The 21,227-nt window shown below is 40.4% G+C and carries 19 protein-coding genes; 10 read left to right on the forward strand and 9 right to left on the reverse strand.

All coding sequences use genetic code 11. The features are described 5' to 3' along the window. Positions 1-104: 104 nt before the first annotated feature. From AAEY98_RS13935 to seqA, 3 genes are all read right to left on the reverse strand, one after another. Entirely contained in the window at positions 105-524 is a 420-nt protein-coding gene (locus tag AAEY98_RS13935) for a hypothetical protein (RefSeq protein WP_351017664.1), read from the reverse strand. Positions 525-664: 140 nt separating this feature from the next. Further along, complete coding sequence (gene pgm, locus AAEY98_RS13940) at positions 665-2,308, reverse strand: phosphoglucomutase (alpha-D-glucose-1,6-bisphosphate-dependent) (RefSeq protein WP_101088373.1); 1,644 nt, start codon at positions 2,306-2,308, stop codon at positions 665-667. 53 nt (positions 2,309-2,361) lie between these two features. Further along, positions 2,362-2,988, reverse strand: coding sequence for a replication initiation negative regulator SeqA (gene seqA / locus AAEY98_RS13945; RefSeq protein WP_101088374.1), 627 nt, complete (start codon positions 2,986-2,988; stop codon positions 2,362-2,364). Positions 2,989-3,287: 299 nt separating this feature from the next. Between seqA and AAEY98_RS13950 the strand changes: the two genes are divergently transcribed. The 9 genes from AAEY98_RS13950 to AAEY98_RS13990 all read left to right on the forward strand — a co-directional run bounded on the left by AAEY98_RS13950 (position 3,288) and on the right by AAEY98_RS13990 (position 10,713). After that, a complete protein-coding gene (locus AAEY98_RS13950) occupies positions 3,288-4,061 on the forward strand; it encodes an alpha/beta fold hydrolase (RefSeq protein ID WP_335692325.1) in 774 nt (257 codons plus the stop codon). 98 nt (positions 4,062-4,159) lie between these two features. Continuing rightward, a complete protein-coding gene (locus AAEY98_RS13955; RefSeq protein ID WP_059744892.1) occupies positions 4,160-4,381 on the forward strand; it encodes a DUF2788 domain-containing protein in 222 nt (73 codons plus the stop codon). 8 nt (positions 4,382-4,389) lie between these two features. After that, on the forward strand, positions 4,390-4,662 hold the full coding sequence (gene ybfE, locus AAEY98_RS13960) for a LexA regulated protein (RefSeq protein ID WP_011637372.1): 273 nt from the start codon (positions 4,390-4,392) through the stop codon (positions 4,660-4,662). Between the two features lie 51 nt (positions 4,663-4,713). Further along, complete coding sequence (gene fldA / locus AAEY98_RS13965; protein WP_101088376.1) at positions 4,714-5,241, forward strand: flavodoxin FldA; 528 nt, start codon at positions 4,714-4,716, stop codon at positions 5,239-5,241. Positions 5,242-5,334: 93 nt separating this feature from the next. After that, positions 5,335-6,522 carry an elongation factor P maturation arginine rhamnosyltransferase EarP gene (gene earP / locus AAEY98_RS13970; protein ID WP_351017668.1) on the forward strand — a complete coding sequence of 396 codons (1,188 nt, stop codon included), beginning with the start codon at positions 5,335-5,337 and terminating at the stop codon, positions 6,520-6,522. Between the two features lie 49 nt (positions 6,523-6,571). Then, positions 6,572-7,132, forward strand: a complete 561-nt coding sequence (gene efp, locus AAEY98_RS13975; RefSeq protein ID WP_011637369.1) for an elongation factor P — start codon at positions 6,572-6,574, stop codon at positions 7,130-7,132. 280 nt (positions 7,133-7,412) lie between these two features. Next, on the forward strand, positions 7,413-8,627 hold the full coding sequence (locus AAEY98_RS13980) for a pyridoxal phosphate-dependent aminotransferase (RefSeq protein WP_101088378.1): 1,215 nt from the start codon (positions 7,413-7,415) through the stop codon (positions 8,625-8,627). A 112-nt stretch (positions 8,628-8,739) separates the two neighbouring features. After that, complete coding sequence (gene yfbR, locus AAEY98_RS13985) at positions 8,740-9,327, forward strand: 5'-deoxynucleotidase (protein ID WP_351017671.1); 588 nt, start codon at positions 8,740-8,742, stop codon at positions 9,325-9,327. A gap of 9 nt (positions 9,328-9,336) precedes the next feature. Beyond that, a complete protein-coding gene (locus AAEY98_RS13990; protein WP_182744333.1) occupies positions 9,337-10,713 on the forward strand; it encodes an anti-phage deoxyguanosine triphosphatase in 1,377 nt (458 codons plus the stop codon). 131 nt (positions 10,714-10,844) lie between these two features. Here AAEY98_RS13990 and AAEY98_RS13995 read toward each other — a convergent pair whose 3' ends face one another. The 5 genes from AAEY98_RS13995 to AAEY98_RS14015 form a co-directional block, all read right to left on the reverse strand. Further along, positions 10,845-11,765 carry a carbohydrate kinase family protein gene (locus AAEY98_RS13995; protein ID WP_351010942.1) on the reverse strand — a complete coding sequence of 307 codons (921 nt, stop codon included), beginning with the start codon at positions 11,763-11,765 and terminating at the stop codon, positions 10,845-10,847. A gap of 5 nt (positions 11,766-11,770) precedes the next feature. Next, positions 11,771-13,291, reverse strand: coding sequence for a mannitol dehydrogenase family protein (locus AAEY98_RS14000; protein WP_351017674.1), 1,521 nt, complete (start codon positions 13,289-13,291; stop codon positions 11,771-11,773). Positions 13,292-13,441: 150 nt separating this feature from the next. Then, positions 13,442-15,157, reverse strand: a complete 1,716-nt coding sequence (locus tag AAEY98_RS14005) for a purine-cytosine permease family protein (protein ID WP_162023036.1) — start codon at positions 15,155-15,157, stop codon at positions 13,442-13,444. Positions 15,158-15,357: 200 nt separating this feature from the next. After that, positions 15,358-16,320 (reverse strand): sugar-binding transcriptional regulator, encoded by a 963-nt coding sequence (locus AAEY98_RS14010; RefSeq protein ID WP_101088384.1) that lies wholly within the window; start codon positions 16,318-16,320, stop codon positions 15,358-15,360. 14 nt (positions 16,321-16,334) lie between these two features. Then, positions 16,335-17,024, reverse strand: coding sequence for an HAD family hydrolase (locus tag AAEY98_RS14015; protein ID WP_351017678.1), 690 nt, complete (start codon positions 17,022-17,024; stop codon positions 16,335-16,337). 726 nt (positions 17,025-17,750) lie between these two features. On the opposite strand from AAEY98_RS14015, the gene adhE reads away from it, so the two are divergent. Further along, a complete protein-coding gene (gene adhE / locus AAEY98_RS14020; protein WP_101088386.1) occupies positions 17,751-20,348 on the forward strand; it encodes a bifunctional acetaldehyde-CoA/alcohol dehydrogenase in 2,598 nt (865 codons plus the stop codon). 161 nt (positions 20,349-20,509) lie between these two features. Here adhE and AAEY98_RS14025 read toward each other — a convergent pair whose 3' ends face one another. Beyond that, positions 20,510-21,205, reverse strand: a complete 696-nt coding sequence (locus AAEY98_RS14025; protein ID WP_162023035.1) for an aspartate/glutamate racemase family protein — start codon at positions 21,203-21,205, stop codon at positions 20,510-20,512. Between the last annotated feature and the right edge of the window lie 22 nt (positions 21,206-21,227).

Genomic DNA, 21,227 nt, shown 5'->3' on the forward strand with positions numbered 1-21,227 from the left:
TCATAATGTATAGTTTGTAAAATAATATCGAGGGCGGAATGTATTATTCTGCCCTCGAATTATATTTGGTTAAATCGCTCAATGCAGGTTAAGTAACCTCAAGATCAATTCATACGCTTTACTTCAAAATCCATTTTCACTTTCACTGGTACTCGCTTAATATTCGATGCCGCTGGCACATACTGCTGTTTTGGCATCTTATTGACTAATGCTTGCGTCATCCAGCCCTCTGGCTGCGAGCTAATAAGCTCTTTGCTGACTTCGTTACCGTTTGAGTCAATCGTAATATAATATTCGCCCTTACCTGCACCTCTTGGTAACCAATCAGGACGTTTGTTTAACATTACAGGTTTAATCTGCTCCAATGACCAATATTGATTGAGTTGAGAATTTTCAATAGTGATTACCTTTGTATTAAACACGGCTTGAGGTACTTGAACGGTTTGAGTTTGAGTTTGAGTTTGAGTTTGGCAACCCGATAAAATAATCACAGGTAAAGAAAGTAGTGACATATATTTATTCATTAATATCTTCCTTGAAATGACTTAACATTAATTATTAACAACGAACAGTTAAGCCATACTGACAAAAAAATCGCATCAATAGAAGCAAAAAAAGCACTGAAAATCAGTGCTTTTTTTTTATTAAACAAGTAACAGTTAACTTAACCTTTCAAAGCTTGATCAATCATAGTCTGTGCTTGAGTAATAATGTCATCCAAATGCTGCTGACTAATAAAGCTTTCGGCGTAGATTTTAAACAAGGCTTCAGTACCTGATGGACGCGCAGCAAACCAGCCATTTTCGGTAGTGACTTTAATCCCGCCAATCGCCGCATTATTACCAGGCGCATGACTTAATATTGCTGTAATCGCCTCACCCGCTAATTCTGTGTCGGTAAAGCTGTCACGATTTAACTGTTCAAACTTAGCTTTTTTCTTAAGACTAATTGGGCTATCGATACGAGTGTAAAAACTTTCACCAAATTGATCGGTTAACTCTTTATAGCGTTGTGCAGGTGTTTTGCCTGTTACGGCTAAAATCTCAGCCGCTAGTAATGCTAAAATAAAGCCGTCTTTATCAGTACACCAGGTACTGCCATCACGTTTTAAAAACGCTGCACCAGCACTTTCTTCGCCACCAAATGCAATGGTGCTATTTGCTAAGCCATCAACAAACCATTTAAAGCCCACAGGCACTTCTAAGCATTGTCGACCTAACGCATTACAAACACGATCAATCATTGCACTTGATACTAAGGTTTTACCCACTGCGAGTGACTCAGCCCATTGTGGACGATGAGTCATTAAATAGTCTATCGCCACCGCCAAATAATGGTTAGGGTTCATCAGTCCAAAGCCAGGGCACACAATACCGTGACGGTCATAATCCGGGTCATTACCGACGCACAAATCATAATCTTCGCTGTACGCTAACAAACCTGCCATGGCATAAGGAGACGAGCAATCCATCCGGATTTTGCCGTCTTTATCTAATGGCATAAAGCCAAATGTGGGATCAACTTTATCATTGACTAAGGTAATATCTACACCATAGTGAGCGGCAATTTGCTCCCAGTAGTAAATACCCGACCCACCTAAAGGATCAACACCTATACGAATGTTGGCTTTTTTAATCGCCTCCATATCAATGACTTCAGCAAGAGATTCAACATAAGGTGCAATAAAATCGACTTCATCAATCCAACCCGATTTAACCGCGACACCGTAATTAACTTTTTTAACGCCTGAGAGTTGATTGGCAAGATATTCATTGGCTTTTGTTTCGATGATTTTAGTAATTTCACCTTCAGCAGGACCGCCATGAGGTGGATTGTACTTAATGCCACCATCTTGTGGAGGATTGTGCGAAGGAGTAATAATTAACCCATCGATTAACGCAGCAGGTGCTGACGAATTTGCACGAACAATCGCTTGAGACACCACTGGTGTTGGGGTAAAACCATCATGCTGTTGAATTAGCATTTTAACTTGGTTTGCAGTTAATACTTCGACCACCGACATAAATGCTGCATAAGACAATGCATGGGTGTCAAAACCCACAATCATTGGCCCGCTTATATTGGCGGAATGACGATAATCGACAACGGCTTGGGTGATAGCCCAAATGTGGTTTTGATTGAAACTCGATGAAAACGCACTGCCTCGATGACCCGATGTACCAAATGTCACTTTTTGTTGCACGTCTTCCACATTAGGAATAATGCGATAATAATGACTCATCAATTTAGGAATATTCACTAAATCCGTTTGTAAAGCTTGCTGTCCTGCGCGTTGATGAATGGCCACGAGTGGTCTCCTAGTTAGTAAATAAAAAATGAATCTTCGACAAAACTCAAAGGTTAAATGTGTTCGGCGATGCTCTTCGCTCTTTCACTGTCACAACCTAAATGTTCCAATACCTCTGTTAGAATAGTTTGTTTTTTGGCGGTATTGTTATTGGTGGTGACCCAAAATCCACTTGATGCGATTTCTTTTGGATTAGAAGATTTACTTGACGTTAATAACGCCTGTTTAGAGCGGGCAAAATACAAACGTCCTTTGCCTTGCACATTAAGCACTTTGTCAAAGTCACTACGAGCAGTGGATTCAAGGCTGGATAATAAATGCATAAAACGCCCAACGGCACCTTTCTGCTGACTTAATAAGTGTTGGCTTACAATGGCATCAAAATCAATAGTTGTTGACGTTGCAATGTCTTCGTCTAATGGAACGTGCTGAATGGCACTCTTTTGCTCAGCGATCACTTTTTCAACAGCCGCTTTGGCTTGATCAAAAACCGGATGACGATTTACTGGCGATTGCGACTCTAAACTTGGATGACTAATGTCTGTGGGTAAGCTTATATCGACATTTTCGACTGACAAGTTCAATAAACGACGCAAAATATCGGAAGCGCTTTCGCCGATGCGTTCAGTTTTACTGGCAATAAAGCGATAAAGTTCTTCGTCAATTTCAATGTATTTCATCAGAGTCATCCTTTTTCTATCAGTCTATTACTGTTGCCAAGATTACATTGGCATCAGATTAAGTCGGGATCGCAGATCGAATTAATAATAATGCGATCAAAAAAATATTGCTTCAGTGTAAGCCATGCTTAACCTACTAATAAAGTGACAAAATCATTTAATGGCCTATATTACTCATATTTTTTTGAAAGCAGTTTAAAATATCAGCAACTATGGCAACATGTGTCAGCAAAACTTGATTTGACCGGCTCATTGCAGCAGAATCTTCCGCATTAAATGTCCAATGAGTTTATTGAATTATGCATTATGTATCTTCTGGTCAAGGTGAAGCCGTCCTGCTTATTCATGGGCTGTTTGGTAATCTTGATAATCTAAAAAACCTCGCCAGTGTGCTTGAGCAACAACATCAAGTCATAAGGGTTGATGTACCTAATCATGGCTTAAGCGAGCATTGGGACAACATGGATTACTCTCAACTGGCTGATGCCATGATTGATGTACTCGATGATTTGCAGATTGAACAAGCCCATGTGGTCGGCCATTCTATGGGCGGAAAAATTGCGATGGCAATGGCACTTTTACACCCCGAACGTGTCAAAAGCTTAGTGATTGCAGATATCGCACCGGTAGCATATAGCCCAAGACATCAAACCGTATTTGCAGGCTTAACCAGTTTAGTATTAAACAGCGATACCACTCGAAAGTCGGCCATAGCACACTTAATCAACGCCGGTATTGATGAGCCGACATCTCAATTCTTACTCAAGAATCTACAACGCACAGACAGCGGCTTTGAGTGGAAAATGAATTTAACTGGGCTAATCGAATCTTACGACCGTATTATAGGTTGGGATTTGCCTTTAACCGATAACGATCATTTTGATAAACCAGCACTATTTATCCGTGGCGGTGAGTCAAATTATGTCACTGCTGAGCATCGTGATGAAATCATGCGTCAATTTCCACATGCCAGTGCAAAAACATTGAACGGTACAGGCCATTGGTTACATGCACAAAAGCCTGAGATCTTTAATCGCATCGTGTCTGAGTTTATTGAACAAAACCAAGGGTAAATTTTTGATATTTACCTTTTTGAACATAGCCGATTGTATCGTGATGTGATATATTCGCGCCCTCTTTTCGCCAGACACTCAATAGCGAAGGTAGAAGTATGTTAAACCAATACATGGAACAAATTGAAGCAGTAGGCTTGAACTTGTTTTTTGCATCGATATTCTTTTTTATCGGCATGGCTATCCATGATGTGCTTAAACAAGGTGAAGTCCCTAAATTTGGTCGATATATTGTTTGGGCAGTGTTATTCCTCGGCTGCGCCGGGTTTATTGCAAAAGGTATCATTCAGATGACCTGGGAAGGCTCTGGGATCGGTTAAAGAGTACAATGGCAAAAGAAACAACAGATAGAACGACTATTGACCTTTTTGCCGCTGAAACTCGCCGTGGGCGTCCGAGAAGTAACCCTCTTTCTCGGGAGCAGCAATTAAAGATCAATAAACGTAACCAAATTCAGCGCGATCGCGCTAACGGTTTAAAGCGAATAGAGTTAAAGGTGTCACAAGATTTGTATGACGCCTTGAACCAACAAGCTTTGAACAGTAACATCAGCCGTAGCCAGTTAATCGAATTTATTCTGCAACAGCAACTCGACAACTGAGACGTTTTTAGAACATCGCACAACGCGAACTAGATATTTAAAGGATAGACAATGGCAACTGTAGGTCTTTTTTTCGGTAGCGACACTGGCAACACCGAAGCTGTAGCCAAAATGATCCAGAAAAAACTGGGTAAAAGCATGCTCGATGTTAAAGACATCGCAAAGAGTACCAAGGAGCAAATTGCTGAATACGATTTGCTTATGTTTGGTATTCCAACATGGTATTACGGCGAAGCACAGTGTGATTGGGATGACTTTTTCCCAGAGCTTGAGCAAATTGACTTTACCGATAAGCTAGTCGCTATTTTTGGTTGTGGTGACCAAGAAGATTATGCTGAATATTTCCTTGATGCGATGGGCATGATACGTGACATCGTTGAAGCTCGAGGCGGTATTATCATTGGTAATTGGCCATCTGAAAGCTACAATTTCGAAGCCTCTAAGGGCATGGCAGACGACAAGCACTTTGTCGGTTTAGGGATTGATGAAGATCGTCAACCTGAGCTAACTGAAGAACGTGTTGACGGCTGGGTGAAGCTAGTTTATGAAGAAATGTGTCTAGCTGAGTTAGAAGACTAACCCACATCATCAGATTAGTTTTGTGATTGAAAGCGGCTTTATTGCCGCTTTTTTATGTCTATAGTTTGGTTTAACGGTTAAGTAACCACCAATATGTCAGTCAATAATTTCAATCCATTATACCCTCATTGGGATATTTTTTGTGTCGTGGTCGATAACTATGGTGACATAGGTGTCACCTGGCGTTTGGCTAAGCAACTGGTGGTTGAATATGATATTCCCATCAATTTATGGGTCGATGACTTACTGAGTTTTTCGCATATTTTACCTATGCTAGACCCACACAAACCAAAGCAAATATTCAATGGTGTGAATATATTTCAATGGAATAACCCAATAGATATAGAGTTTATTGCTGGTAATGTCGTTATTGAAGCATTTGCCTGTGAATTACCATCACAAATAAAATCCACCATAAATCAATTACATCAACACCCTCTTTCTCGAGCCCCTACATGGTTAAACCTTGAATATCTCAGTGCTGAAGATTGGGTAGAGGGTTGTCACGGGTTGCCCTCTTCACAGCCTGGTGGGGTTAAAAAGTGGTTCTATTTTCCAGGTTTTACCCCTAAGACAGGCGGGCTTATCTGTGAGCGGGAATTATTTAATCAACGTGACGAATGGCAAGCTGACTCAAAACATAAATTAGCATTGTTCAACAAACTGGGGTTACAGGGAATAGATGCTAAAGACACGGTTATCAGTGTCTTTAGTTATGAAACGCCGGCCTTAGCTGCTTTGTGTGAATTATGGCAAACATCGCCAAGCCCAATTCATGCACTAATCCCTAAAGGACGCAGTTTACATGGCTTAACGAGCATATTGCCCTGTGACATTAAAGATTTGATGCCCGGTCAACAATTTACAATAGGTAACTTAACCCTACATATATTACCCATGACTGATCAAAATGCTTTTGATCGCTTGCTATGGAGCTGTGATTTTAATATTGTGCGGGGTGAAGATTCGTTTTTACGTGCTCAATGGGCTGCAAAACCCTTCATATGGCACATTTATCCTCAAGAAGATGATTATCACTTGGTAAAATTACAAGCTTTTATGCAAATTTACTGCGATAATCTTGCTCCAGAAATTGCTGCCACTTGGTCTGAGGTGAATTTGGCCTTCAACCAGGGGAATACAAACGCGGTAGTAATGCACTGGCAACAATTACATTCTGTTAATTTGTCTTTAATGCAACATGCTATTGAATGGCCAATTAACGCGTTAAATGAAGCAGATCTTGCGAGTCGACTAGTTCAATTCGTTAAAAATAGCTAAGATACTGCTCTATAAATAAAAAAAGTCTAAATATATAGGAAATAGTGAAATGAAAACTGCTCATGAAATCCGTCCTGGTAACGTGATCATGTTAGATGGCAGCCCATGGGTTGTTCAGAAGACTGAAACAACTCGTTCTGGCCGTAACGCTGCAATCGTTAAGTTAAAATTAAAGAACGTATTGCTAGATTCTGGCACTGAACAAACCTTCAAAGGTGAAGACAAATTAGACGATATCATTCTAGAACGTCTTGATTGTACTTACTCATACTTCGCTGACCCTATGTATGTATTCATGGATGAAGAATACAACCAGTATGATGTAGAAGCTGACAACTTAGGTGATGCTGCTGACTATATCATTGATGGTATGGAAGACGTTTGCCAAGTCACCTTCTATGAAGGCAAGGCTATTTCTGTTGAATTACCAGTTCACATTGTCCGTGAAGTTATCTACACCGAGCCTTCTGCTCGTGGTGACACTTCAGGCAAAGTAATGAAGCCAGCTACCATTACTGGTGGTGGTACTGTTACCGTTGCTGATTTTGTTAAAGTCGGTGACAAGATTGAAATTGATACTCGTACAGGCGAGTTCAAGAAGCGCGTTTAAGCGTCAGTTAATTTGAGTTATTAGTAAAATAGTAATAACACAAGTCAACTCAGCAAAAGCCAGCACTAAGTGCTGGCTTTTTTGTTGTCAAACACTATACACATACTGATTCACAACCTAAAAACAGCATTTAACACTGAAGCGATAGCTAATTTACTGACAGAATCAGCATTTAACACTAATATTATTATTCATTTTGCTTGTTTGCCTCTTTCACAATGCCAATAAATTCGTTATGGTTCGCTAACTTAAGCCGTATTTAGTTATCGAGAGTAGTAGTATGCGACCCATTATCAAATCCAATAAGCTTGATTCCGTTTGTTATGACATCCGCGGACCAGTACATAAAGAGGCCCGTCGGTTAGAAGACGAAGGTCATCGTATTTTAAAGCTTAATATAGGCAACCCTGCCCCCTTTGGATTTGAAGCCCCAGAAGAAATCGTTCGAGACGTTATTTTAAACTTACCCAGTGCCCAAGGTTACTGCGAGTCAAAAGGCTTATTCTCTGCGCGTAAAGCCATTGTGCAGCATTACCAAGCTCAAGGTATTTTTGGCGTCGATATTGAAGATATCTACATAGGCAATGGCGTATCTGAATTGATCGTAATGGCCATGCAAGGGCTGCTTAACACCGATGATGAAGTACTGATCCCATCACCTGATTATCCATTATGGACTGCAGCGGCAAACCTCGCTGGTGGTAAAGCAGTACATTATCGCTGCGATGAAGAAGCCGATTGGTTTCCTGATTTAGATGACATAAAGAGTAAAATCAGCAGCCGCACACGTGCGATTGTGATGATCAACCCAAACAACCCTACCGGTGCGGTTTACAGTAAAGAATTGCTGCTAGAGGTTGTTGAGCTATGTCGTCAACACGATTTGATATTATTCGCCGATGAAATTTACGATAAAATTTTATACGACGAGGCCAAGCACATCCCTGCCGCTGGTTTATCTGATGACATTCTGACTATCACCTTTAATGGCTTATCTAAAGCCTATCGCGCCGCAGGTTTCCGTGTGGGTTGGATGATGTTATCGGGTAATTTAAAAGCTGCCAAAAGTTACATTGAAGGCCTAGAAATGCTGGCGTCTATGCGTCTGTGTGCCAATGTGCCCAATCAACATGCTATTCAAACCGCATTAGGCGGTTATCAGTCAATTAATGAGCTGATATTACCTAACGGCCGCTTAACCATACAACGCGATGCGGTGTACGAATTGCTTAATCAAATTCCTGGGGTCAGCTGTAAAAAACCTAAAGGTGCCTTGTACGCATTCCCGAAATTAGACATGAAGAAGTTTAATTTACGTGATGATGAACGTTTGGTGCTTGATTTATTAAAAACCAAAAAAATTCTGTTAGTACAAGGAACTGCCTTTAACTGGCCTGAGCCAGATCACCTTAGAGTGGTTTTTTTACCCTATAAAGAAGACTTGGCTAAAGCGCTCACCGAGTTTGGTGATTTCTTGGAAGACTATCGCCAATAGCACCTTAACGAGATATCTGTTCAATAAAACACTAAGCGACTGAACAGTCGCTTTTTTTTATTGATAAGCTCCTGTAAGCTGAGACAAACTATTGAGCGCAGTAAGGAGTCTCATGAGTCATTTATTTGCCCATTTATCTCGGATGAAACTGATCCAACGTTGGCCGTTAATGCATAACGTGCGCCGCGAAAACGTTCAAGAGCATTCACTACAAGTGGCGATGGTTGCTCACGCTTTAGTGATTATCAGCAATAAAAAATTCGCTACCGACTTAGACGCCAATAAAGCGGCGATCATTGCCATCTATCATGATGCTAGCGAAATTTTAACTGGCGATTTACCCACACCTGTAAAATACTTTAATAAAGAAATCGAAGCCGAATATAAAAAGATTGAAGCCATAGCTGAACAGAGAATGTTAGAAATGGTACCAGATGAATTTAAAGACGATTACCGCAGCCTGTTTATCAGTGAAGCAGCGGATCCACAATACAAAGCCATTGTGAAAACAGCTGATACTCTCTGCGCATATTTAAAGTGCTTAGAAGAACAAAAAGCCGGTAACAGTGAATTTAATAGTGCCCGTAAACGTTTAGAACAAATGTTAGACGACAACCCTAACCCTGCCGTAGCTTATTTCCGTGATTGTTTTATTCCAAGTTTTACATTGAATTTAGACGAAATTAATCAAATGTTGTAAAGGAATTTTATGCCTGATAACACCATCGAGTCCAGTAATACAGAACAGAACAGTCGTTGGCAGCAACGTTTACTCGGTGAAGATAAACAGCGCCGTAATGATCATCGCAGCCCATATCAACGAGACCGCGCACGTATTCTGCATTCAGCAGCATTTCGTCGGCTTCAAGCCAAAACGCAAGTGCTTGGCGTTGGCATGAATGACTTTTACCGTACTCGGCTAACACATTCATTAGAAGTGTCACAAATTGGAACTGGCATTACTGCTCAACTACGTCGAAAATATCCGGACCTTAGGTATTTACTCAATTCAATGAGCCTCATTGAATCGATTTGTTTGGCTCACGACATCGGTCATCCACCTTTTGGCCACGGCGGTGAAGTCGCATTAAATTACATGATGCGCCATCACGGTGGTTTTGAAGGCAACGGCCAAACCTTTCGAATTTTAACTCGTTTAGAACCCTATACCCCTTCATGGGGGATGAACCTTACCCGGCGTACTTTACTTGGGGTAATGAAATACCCAGCAACGTATTCGCAATTGTATATCAATCAAAATAGGCCAGACATAGCCAATCATCGCCAACTAAAACCCTCAGAATGGCCACCGGTAAAAGGATTATTTGATGATGATATACCCATTATTGATTGGGTATTAGCGGCATTATCAGAATCGGATAGGCAGTTGTTTATTAGCAGTGAACAAAGCCATACACATGTAGATTATCCCCATTTAAAAACGCGCTATAAGTCATTTGATTGCTCGATTATGGAATTGGCAGATGACATTGCCTATGCGGTACACGATCTCGAGGATGCTATTGTAATGGGAATTGTCAACCAACATCAGTGGCAACGCGATGTCGTTGGGCAGTTAACTGAAATCAAAGATGAATGGCTGATATCGGAAATCGCTAACATTGGTGACAAGCTATTCTCTCATGAACATCATTTACGCAAAGATGCTATCGGTACCTTAGTCAACGGTTTCGTCACCGCGATTGGCATTAGTACCAACCCACAATTTGACGAAGACTTACTAAAATATAATGCCGAATTAGAGCCAGACTTTGCTGCAGCATTACACGTACTGAAACAATTAGTATTTAAGTATGTTATTCGTAAACCTGAAATCCAGATGCTGGAATATAAGGGCCAACAGATTGTGATGGAATTGTTTGAAGCGTTTGCCTCGGATCCTGAACGTCTGTTACCGCTTAATACTCGAGACCGATGGTTAGCAGAGCGTAATGACAATAATAATCCAATGCGGGTGATTGCTGATTATATTTCTGGGATGACCGATGAATTTGCCGGTCGCTTACATCAGCAATTATTTGGTTCAAAAACCGCAGGCATTATGGAGTTAAGTCGCGAGCAATAACATTTATTGCCTCTGTTTATTTTTGATAAAAAAAGCGCTTGGTTATAACAACCAAGCGCTAACGGGTTATATAAAGGGGAAATAACCCAAATTTCACACTTCACACTTCACTAACAAAAACACCAATCAATTTATACCGGGTGCATAAACGCTTGTATTTCATTTAACGTGAGCACTGGCGTAGCGCCATGAGACTGAGCAACCATAGCACCCACAGCGCAAGCAAAATCAATCGCATACTGCGGATTACTATCACTGCATAATTGATACAGTAACGAGCCTAAAAATGAATCTCCGGCGCCGACGGTATCAACTACCTTGACTAAATAACCTGAATTATAAAACTTCTGCCCTGCAACACTCAGTAATGCACCATGACTGCCTTTGGTGACACACAAGTATTTGGTTTGGGTTTGCTCAGCAATATAATCCAAGTTTTGTTCTAATGAATTAAATGGCGAGCCCATGGCTTTAGCAATTTCATACAGTTCATCATCATTTAATTTGATAAAATCTGCTTTTTTCATCAAACTAACCACACTATCAATCTGGTAATGCGGTGCACGTAAGTTAACGTCAAATACCGAAAACGAAGCCAATTCAACTACGGCGGTTAAGGTAGTGAGAGACACATCATTGCGACCAATTAAACTGCCAAAAACCAATACGTCAGCACGATTAACTTGCTCAATAATATCTTCCGTTAATGCGATATTATCCCACGCAGTATCGGCGACAATGTCATAAGACGCTGACCCATTTTTGTCTAAAGTGACTTGAACTGTGCTGGTGCTTTTAACGGGATCTATGGCGATACAGTCGCGATTAACGCCGCGATCGTCAATAAAACTCAGTAACTCGCGACCTAATAAATCATCGCCAACGGCACTGATCATCGAACCTTTAATGCCCAAGGCATTAAGTCTGACGCACACATTTAAAGGTGCCCCGCCAACCCGCTTGCCATCAGGGAAACAATCCCACAATACTTCGCCAAAACAACTGATGTTAATGTCGGCCTTAGCTTTATGATTAATTAATATGCTATTCATACGGCTTAACCTTTCGCTTGTAATCTTGCTTGCATAATCGATTTAATGTCACTGCCCGGTGCATATAAGGCCGTAATCGCTTGACGATAATCTTTACAAAAGCTTGCTTGATTATTTAGATCACCAAATAAGTCGGTTAGCTGTAAAAAAGCTAACGGATCTTGTGCTGTTCTGCTAGCAAACTCATGTAACTGTGCTGACATTTGGTCGTTAATGTCTAACGCTTGCCCTTGCTGATCAACACGTTTGTCACTGTATAAACACCAGGTAGCAATGACCAATGTGGCCAGTGAAGTATCACGGCCTAATTCGATATTTTCATTAATAGACGCAATGATAAATTTTGGTAACTTGGCTGAGCTTTCGAGACAAATTCGCGCCAAGCTGTCTTTAATGTTCGGATTGGAAAAACGTTCAATTAGGGTATCTTTGTATTGAGTTAAATCAATGCCTTCAAGTTGCTCAATTAACGGCGTGACTTCATCGTCCATAAATTTACGCAGATATGTTGCAAATAAAGGATCAGATACCGATTCATCAATCGTCGCAAAACCATGTATAGAACCTAATAAACCTAATACTGAATGGCCTGCGTTTAACAAACGGATCTTCATTTTTTCAAACGGAGTCACGTCACTGACAAATTGTGCACCAACGGTATCTAACGCCGGACGACCATCACTAAAGTTGTCTTCTATGACCCATTGAGTGAAGGCTTCGCACGTGATTGGCCATTCATCGTTAATGTGTAATGTGTTAGCCACATATTCGATGTCTGCTTTGGTTGTCACTGGGGTAATACGGTCAACCATTGCGTTTGGAAACGCTACATTCGTTTCAATCCATTGGCCTAAATCAGCGTCATTTTTATTCACAAACGCCAATAGCATTTTACGAGTCATGTCACCGTTATGCTGAATGTTGTCACAAGACTGAATGGTAAAAGGCTTCATGCCCTTGGCTTTACGCTGTTTAAGTGCTGCAGTTAAATAACCAAACGCGGTGATTGGGTCATTAGGATTCGCCATATCATGGATTATGTCTGGATTGTTGAAATCAAACTCACCGGTTGCAGGATTAAAGTTATAACCGCCTTCTGTGATGGTCAATGACACAATTTTAGTGTCTGAGTGAATCAGTTTATCAATGACCTGTTGTTTGTTTTCTGGTGCAAATAAAAAGTCAATCATCGAGCCCATCACTTGATGATCAATCTGACCATTCGGGTGACGTACCGTTAAACTGTACAGATAGTCTTGTTTCACCAACACATCACGTAGACTGCGGTTAGCTTCTAACAAACCAACACCACAAATCGCCCAAGACTCAGAACCAGGTTGCTTCAATAACTCATTGATATACATTGCTTGATGAGCACGATGAAAGCCACCGACACCAATATGCACAATCCCAGCGGTTAACTGGCTACGATCGTATTTCGGCACATCAACATTAGCAGGTAATGTTGACAAACTTTGTAGGTTTAACGTGTTCAGTTGAACATTTGAATCTTGAGATTGATCCATGTGGATTGTGCCTCATAAAATAATTAAACAATATGGATGGTTGTGTTATCTAATGAAATAACACGGCTAACTCAAGACTAATGTTTTATTAACATCATTAACCTTAAGCTATTAAGATCAGCCGTTAGCCTTGAGTTATTAATACTGCGATTACGAGTTTATTTTTTTATGACGTTTAAGAGCAACATATGAACAACTAAAATAAATTATCGTACAGACAAAACAAACTGTTTCAAATAAAGATTTATTCTCTGCATAGATTGTCATTGTCGGGCTATAAAACATCACTTTCGCGGCCAGTACACTAATAACCACTAAAGAAACAACCGCAAAGCTATTTAACACCTTGGTGAACTGACTGCAGTCTTCAACATGAGGCTTATCATCTTTAGCCATTTCATCTTGGTATTCGGCAATTTGTTGCTGTTCTTTCTCATCTAATAATATAGCGTCTGTATAATCTAAATCGGCACCATATTTTTTAGCTAATACGGTATAAATAATAATGGTGAATATCCATGTTGGAATAAATAAGTAATAGAATGAAATAATATCAAGACTATTTAAACCAAACCCAAATACTAACGCTAATGCCCAAGATGCAATTGCCGGTGTACTTTTAGACAGGTTTTGATACTTAGCCCAATAGCGAGTTAAGCCAATCTTAGGGAACAACACGTGCTCAGCAAATACAATCCCCCCCACTGGTACAACTAATAGACCTGCATACGTCAATAACGGTAACATCTGCGAAAACACAAATGGGAAACACGCTATCACTACAGTGACTAAACCCACAATGGCGGTAGTACGTTCACGAGATTGATTAACAAAAATTGACTGCGCGGCAAGGCCTGCACGGTATAAATTCGCGTTAGCCGTTGTCCAACCAGCGATAATGATAATCACAAAGCCTGAAAAACCTAAAGCATGGTAAGCAACATCACCTGGATCGAGTTGAGTAATAGTAGTTTTTAATAGTACCGCAGTACCTGCCCCCATAATACCAGCAGAGATCCATGCTAAGTAGTGGCCGAAGAACATACCAACACCTGAAATCAAACCATAACTTTTACGCTTTGCGAAGCGGAAAATAGCCATGTCTATCAAACCGAAGTGAGTAATTGAGTTAGCTGCCCACGCAAAGCCTATCACTTCAAGTAAACCAATACCGGGTTCACCTTTGTCATTTAATCCAGTCCAAATTGAGCTGTCACCTATGGTCATGAAGTCTTGCCAGCCCGTTAATGTGGTACTGCCAATCACATGATTTGATAACACTGGAAATAAGGTAAATGAACCGGCAATAAAAATAACAAATAACCACGGCGCACAAATTTTAGAAAAGTCAGCCACGGTAGAGAAACCATACATGGCGACGACAACGACGATAGATCCTACCGCTAATACAATCATCACAAACCATAGACTGCTAGGGTACCAATTTAATTGTGCCGGAATATCGAATAAGAAACGAACGGCTGTCGACGATACAGTGATCATCGCTGCGGATATCACCGAGAAGATAACGACATTTGCCCAGTTATAGAGCTTGGTCATTGAGTCGCCGGCAATCTTATTTAAATAATTATATAAACTGAGTCGAGTTTCAACAGCAATAGGTGCCGTTAATAACCACCACGAACACATCGCTAATAGATTACCAATTAATAGTCCAAGTAATATATCAATAGTTGAGGCACCTAGAGCAACAAAAGTGGCACCAATAACAAACTCCGTCGCGGCAACATGCTCCCCAGCATATAAACCTGCAAAGTGTTTCCAACCATGTAATTTATTTTTAGCTACAGGCAGCTGCTCTTCATTCATTTGTTTGAATGAAGCCTCATGTTGACTTGTTGTCATTATTTTTATATTCCTATTTAGGGAATAAGTAAAACCCTCACCAAAAATCGATGATAAAGTGATACTATATTTCCTTTACTGACTATTTATTATTTCTATTGAGTTGAAATAATAACCCCATTCATATTCACATTATTTTTATAAATTATTCACGCGTTATTGATCTAATTTCAATGTTAAACATCATTTTATTTAATCATTTACTTTAGCTTTGCTAATATTCTTTCAGCTGTATATTCATTGGTTATCAATGAATTAATTAACCGACCTTGCAATGCTGAAAATATTGCATCAACTTTATGTTGACCAGCAGCAATGCCATAAACAGGTTTATTTGAATCAATTCTCAACGGTGAGCTCATCACCAATTGATTCATTGAATGCTCGAGTAACTGCCCTTGCTGGTTATACACCCAACTGATGATTTCACCAGTGGCATTGTCATTAATTAACTCGGTTAACTGTGACTGATTAATGAAACCATCGAGCAATAATGGTGACTCTGCGCCCATATGCCCAATACCAACAAAAGTGGCATCTGCTTGTTTAACTAATTCAAAAATACTTTTTACCGGCGCTAAGTCATGCAATAACTGCTTTTCCGCTACTGAAGTCGCAATAACGGGTAATGGCATAGGGTAATGCTTAGCCTGCACTCGATTAGCCATGCTGACTACGATATCAAATGCTGATGCAGAACCGTCTAACATCATGTTGCCTAATAACGACACTATTTTATGCTGTGGACATTGCATCGAAGGTAACTCATCGATACAAGCTTTGAGTGCTCGTCCGGTACCAAAGGCTAAAGTTTTAGGTTGTTCAGACTTTAAGTACCGCTCTAACACGCCTGCACCACATTGCGCTAAACCGTGCACGGAACTGTCATCAGCAGGATCGCTGGGTACAATTTCGCATTCCAATAAATTAAAAGCTTGGGTTAACTGTTGGCCCAACTCCATACATTTACCAATGGGGTGATCTAAACGGACTTTAATTAACCCTTCACTAACCGCTAATGCGACTAAACGTTGCGCTGACTGTCTTGATACTTCTAATTTTTGGGCAATTTCATCTTGAGTATTCTTCGCGACGTAATATAACCACGCAGCTCTTGCCGCTTGCTCTAATCGCGCGAGTTCTGAATTCGACTTGTTATCCATGTTGTCCCTTATATTCAGTATCCACGCATTAACGCTGGCATTAGACGATTAAAATGTTGCCAATGACTTAGTACAGCAATCTCTGGGTAAGCCTGTGACACTGGGTGTAACTCATCGCTAACGTTATCGACTATATGACCACCGCCAATATAATGAATCACTTTCATTTTGGCCGCGACAGCTGCACTAACGCCAAAAAAGCTATCTTCAATCACCAAACAATGCTGTGGCTCGACACCCATGCGTTTAGCCGCATGCAAAAACAAATCAGGTGCCGGCTTACCTCGTTTGACTTCGCTGGCCGTAAAAACATTCAAACCAAACACATCCGTTAACCCTACTACTTCTAATGCGCTAGTTGTACGCGGTAAACTGCTGCTGGTTGCTATGCAATACGGTACTTTCAAATCTGCCAATATCGATCTAATACCGTCTGTTACGGTTAAATTACGCTCAAACTCAGACAATAGTTGCTGACGATATTCTGCTTCAAATTGTTCAGGTAATGTCAGTGCCAGCAAACGCTTTACTTTGTCGGCGACGGTAGCAAATTGACAACCTAGAAAATGCTGTTGTACAAAAGCCATATCAATGCAGGCGCCTAATTGAGCAAGTTTTTCGATTAACACATTAGCGCTAATCACCTCACTGTCGATCACAACCCCATCGCAGTCGAATATTATTAATTGTGTATTTATGTTCATATGCTCGCCTTACCAGATCAAGTCAGATAACTAACCATATTTTACAGCGTGCTGAACCTGAAACCACAATAATAAATCCAACATCACATTCTGTAGAGTTCTACAAAACTCAAATAACGTGGATAAGTGACCACATTACACTAACTAGAGTAAACATTCGCACCACGAGTGAGCATATGCCCTAGCAGTGAGCATATTCCCTTTTATAAATATTGATGTCAATCACAATTCTCTAATTAAATAAGCAAAACAAGCTTTAGCGATTGCTTATACATGCAGCCCAATTATAAAATATTATTTAAATTCAATAGAATATTTTCAACATAGTTGATTCAATTTATTATTTCATCAATGTAAAAGTTCAAAAAACAGACTATTTCTATTGTAAAACAATTGTAAATTATCGCTTTTTTAGTTGAAAATCGTACTAAAGGTAAGCGACAAGATAAAGAATGAACACGCAATATATGCATTACTTTGGTGCTAAAAACAGGTCTTAGTTATGAATTAATGCCAATTTGGGTGATGTTTACATGCCTAGACAAACGGAAGTTAAATATTCAACAAAATATAGCGTTCATAAAACAAGCTATTACTGTAATAAAATTACATCCCGTTATGCATTTGTGGTCATCATCACAGCAAATAGAGCATTAAAGTTGTAATTTTATTTACAAAGAATATTTTGCAAAACTGATTTGTTGAATATTTTTAAAGGAAACCACTATGACAGTTACCAATACACAAGAGCTTGATTTATTAGTTGAGCGCGTTGCCAAAGCTCAAGCCGAGTTTGCAAACTTTAGCCAAGAAAAAGTCGATACTATCTTTAGGGCGGCTGCTTTAGCTGCAGCAGATGCACGCATATCTCTGGCAAAAATGGCCGTAACCGAAACCGGCATGGGTGTATTAGAAGATAAAGTGATTAAAAACCACTTCGCATCTGAATACATTTATAACAAATACAAAGATGAAAAAACCTGCGGTATTTTATCTGAGGACTTAACCTTCGGTACCATTACTATTGCAGAGCCGGTCGGAATTATTTGCGGTATTGTCCCCACAACTAACCCTACTTCTACTGCTATTTTTAAAGCGCTTATTAGCTTAAAAACCCGTAATGGCATTATTTTCTCACCACACCCAAGAGCTAAAAACTCAACGACTACAGCGGCTAAAATTGTATTAGATGCGGCAGTTGCAGCAGGTGCACCTAAAGATATTATTGGCTGGATTGACCAACCAAGCGTGGCATTGTCTAATCAGTTAATGACTCATGCAAAAGTTAACCTGATTTTAGCCACCGGTGGACCAGGCATGGTTAAAGCAGCATATTCATCAGGTAAACCAGCCATTGGTGTTGGCGCAGGCAATACACCTATTGTTATCGATGAAACAGCAGACATCAAACGCGCGGTAAGCTCTATATTAATGTCAAAGACCTTTGACAATGGTGTGGTATGTGCTTCTGAACAAGCGGTGATTGTAGTCGACAGCATTTATAAGCAAGTTAAAGAGCGTTTTATTAGTCACGGTGGTCATATTCTGTCTAAAGCGGAAACTGCGGCAATGCAAAGTGTCATCCTTAAAAACGGTGGCCTTAATGCCGATATCGTTGGCCAGAGTGCTGTTGCGATAGCCGCAATGGCAGGTTTTGAAGTGCCTAGTACCACTAAAGTGCTTATTGGTGAAGTGACTGATATTGATGATGCTGAAGCCTTTGCTCACGAGAAATTATCTCCGTTATTAGGGATGTATAAAGCAAAAGACTTTAATGAGGCAATGGACAAAGCGGAAGCCTTAGTGACCTTGGGCGGTATTGGTCATACATCTGGTTTATATACCAATCAAGACACCCAGGATGAGCGCGTTAAAGCCTTTGGTTTTAGAATGAAAACAGCCCGTATTTTGATTAACACTCCTGCTTCTCAAGGTGGTATTGGTGACTTATATAACTTCAAGTTAGCCCCATCATTAACACTAGGTTGTGGTTCATGGGGCGGTAATTCAATTTCTGAGAACGTCGGACCAAGTCACTTAATCAATAAAAAAATGGTCGCTAAGAGGGCTGAAAACATGTTGTGGCATAAGCTTCCATCATCTATTTATTTCCGTCGCGGTAGCTTACCAATAGCACTTGAAGAGTTAAGTGATAAAAAACGTGCGCTGATCATTACTGACAAGTTTTTATTTAATAACGGTTACTGTAATGAAACCTTAAAAATTCTGAAAGCACAGGGGCTTGAAACCGAAATTTTTTATGAAGTAGAAGCTGACCCAACCTTAGCCATTGTGCGCCAAGGCGCTAAAGTTGCGCAAAGCTTCCAACCTGATGTGATTATTGCATTAGGCGGTGGTTCGCCAATGGATGCTGCTAAAATCATTTGGGTTATGTACGAACATCCTGAAGTTGATTTTGCCGATCTAGCGCTGCGTTTCATGGACATTCGTAAACGTATTTATAAATTTCCTAAGATGGGCGTTAAAGCTCAAATGGTTGCCATTCCGACAACCTCAGGTACTGGATCAGAAGTGACTCCTTTTGCCGTGGTAACCGATGAAGTAACCGGAAAGAAATACCCTATTGCGGACTATCAATTAACCCCAAATATGGCGATTGTCGATCCTAACTTAGTCATGGACATGCCAAAATCACTGACCGCTTTTGGTGGTATTGATGCTGTCACACATGCGTTAGAAGCTTATGTGAGCGTGATGGCAAACGAATACAGTGATGGCCAAGCACTGCAGGCATTAGACCTATTGTTTAAGTACCTACCGGACTCTTATGAATTTGGTGCTAAAGCACCCGTTGCTCGTGAAAAAGTCCATAATGGTGCCACCATAGCCGGTATTGCTTTTGCCAATGCATTCTTAGGCGTTTGTCACTCAATGGCGCACAAATTAGGTGCTGAGTTTCACTTAGCTCATGGTTTGGCTAATGCATTATTAATCTCTAACGTGATCCGCTTTAACGCGACAGATATGCCCACCAAGCAAGCAGCATTTAGTCAATACGACCGCCCTAAAGCCTTATGTCGTTATGCGGCCATTGCAGATTATTTAAAGCTAGGCGGTAAAACGGATGCTCAAAAAGTTGAAAAACTGATTGAGAAAATCGAACAGCTAAAAACAACTATTGGTATTCCTGCATCAATTCAAGATGCTGGCGTTAATGAAGCAGATTTTATCGCCAAACTGGATGAACTGGCTGAAGATGCATTTGATGATCAGTGTACTGGCGCCAATCCACGTTACCCGTTGATTAAAGAGCTAAAACAAGTGTTATTAGACAGCTTCTATGGCCGAGCTTATAAAGACTAGTCGATTCGATAATAAGCAGTAAGCTTTTAACATTACGCCTTACCATATTGTAAGGCGTTTTTTATGTCTTATACATGCATCCGAAAACGAGTCTGTTTCAAATCAACACGGCTAGCGGAGCAAAGTGTCGTTTACAATCTGTTGATTATCTCGAAAACTGTCTACTGAGATAATGCCAGCATAACGGCCTTATTGGCATGTATTTGAGTCGTATCATACAAAGGAACATGGGTATGTTGCTGCTGCACTAGCAAGGCTATTTCAGTACAACCTAAAATTACCGCCTCAGCTCCTTGTGCATATAATTTATCAATAATACCAAGATAGCATTGCCGTGATTGCGGATTAATCGTGCCCAGACATAACTCTTGATATATCACGTCATGGATTAATGTTTGCTCGTCTGATGAAGGTACTAGTACTTCAATGGGATAGTTATCGCTTATCCGCTGCTTATAAAAGTCCTGTTCCATGGTAAAGCGCGTGCCGAGTAGGCCAACTTTACTGATCCCATCGGCTAACAACACCTCAGCAGTGGCATCAGCAATATGCAAAATGGGTATAGAGATTTGTGCTTGGATCTCATCAGCCACTTTGTGCATGGTATTGGTACAAATCAACAAAAAATCTGCCCCGCCAGCTTCAACCGCTTTCGCTGCAGTCGATAAGTGAATAGCAGTGTCATTCCACAACCCCTTATGTTGTAGGGTTTCTATTTCAGCAAAATCAACACTGTATAAACAAATTTTGGCCGAATGCAGCCCACCTAATGCAGACTTCACGCCTTGATTAATGGCTTTGTAGTAATTGAGTGTCGACTCCCAACTCATACCACCTATCATACCGATTGTTTTCATACTCACTCCGGTCACTGAATGC

It is taken from the genome of Shewanella sp. AC91-MNA-CIBAN-0169 (assembly GCF_040310165.1).
Classification (GTDB): Bacteria; Pseudomonadota; Gammaproteobacteria; order Enterobacterales; family Shewanellaceae; genus Shewanella.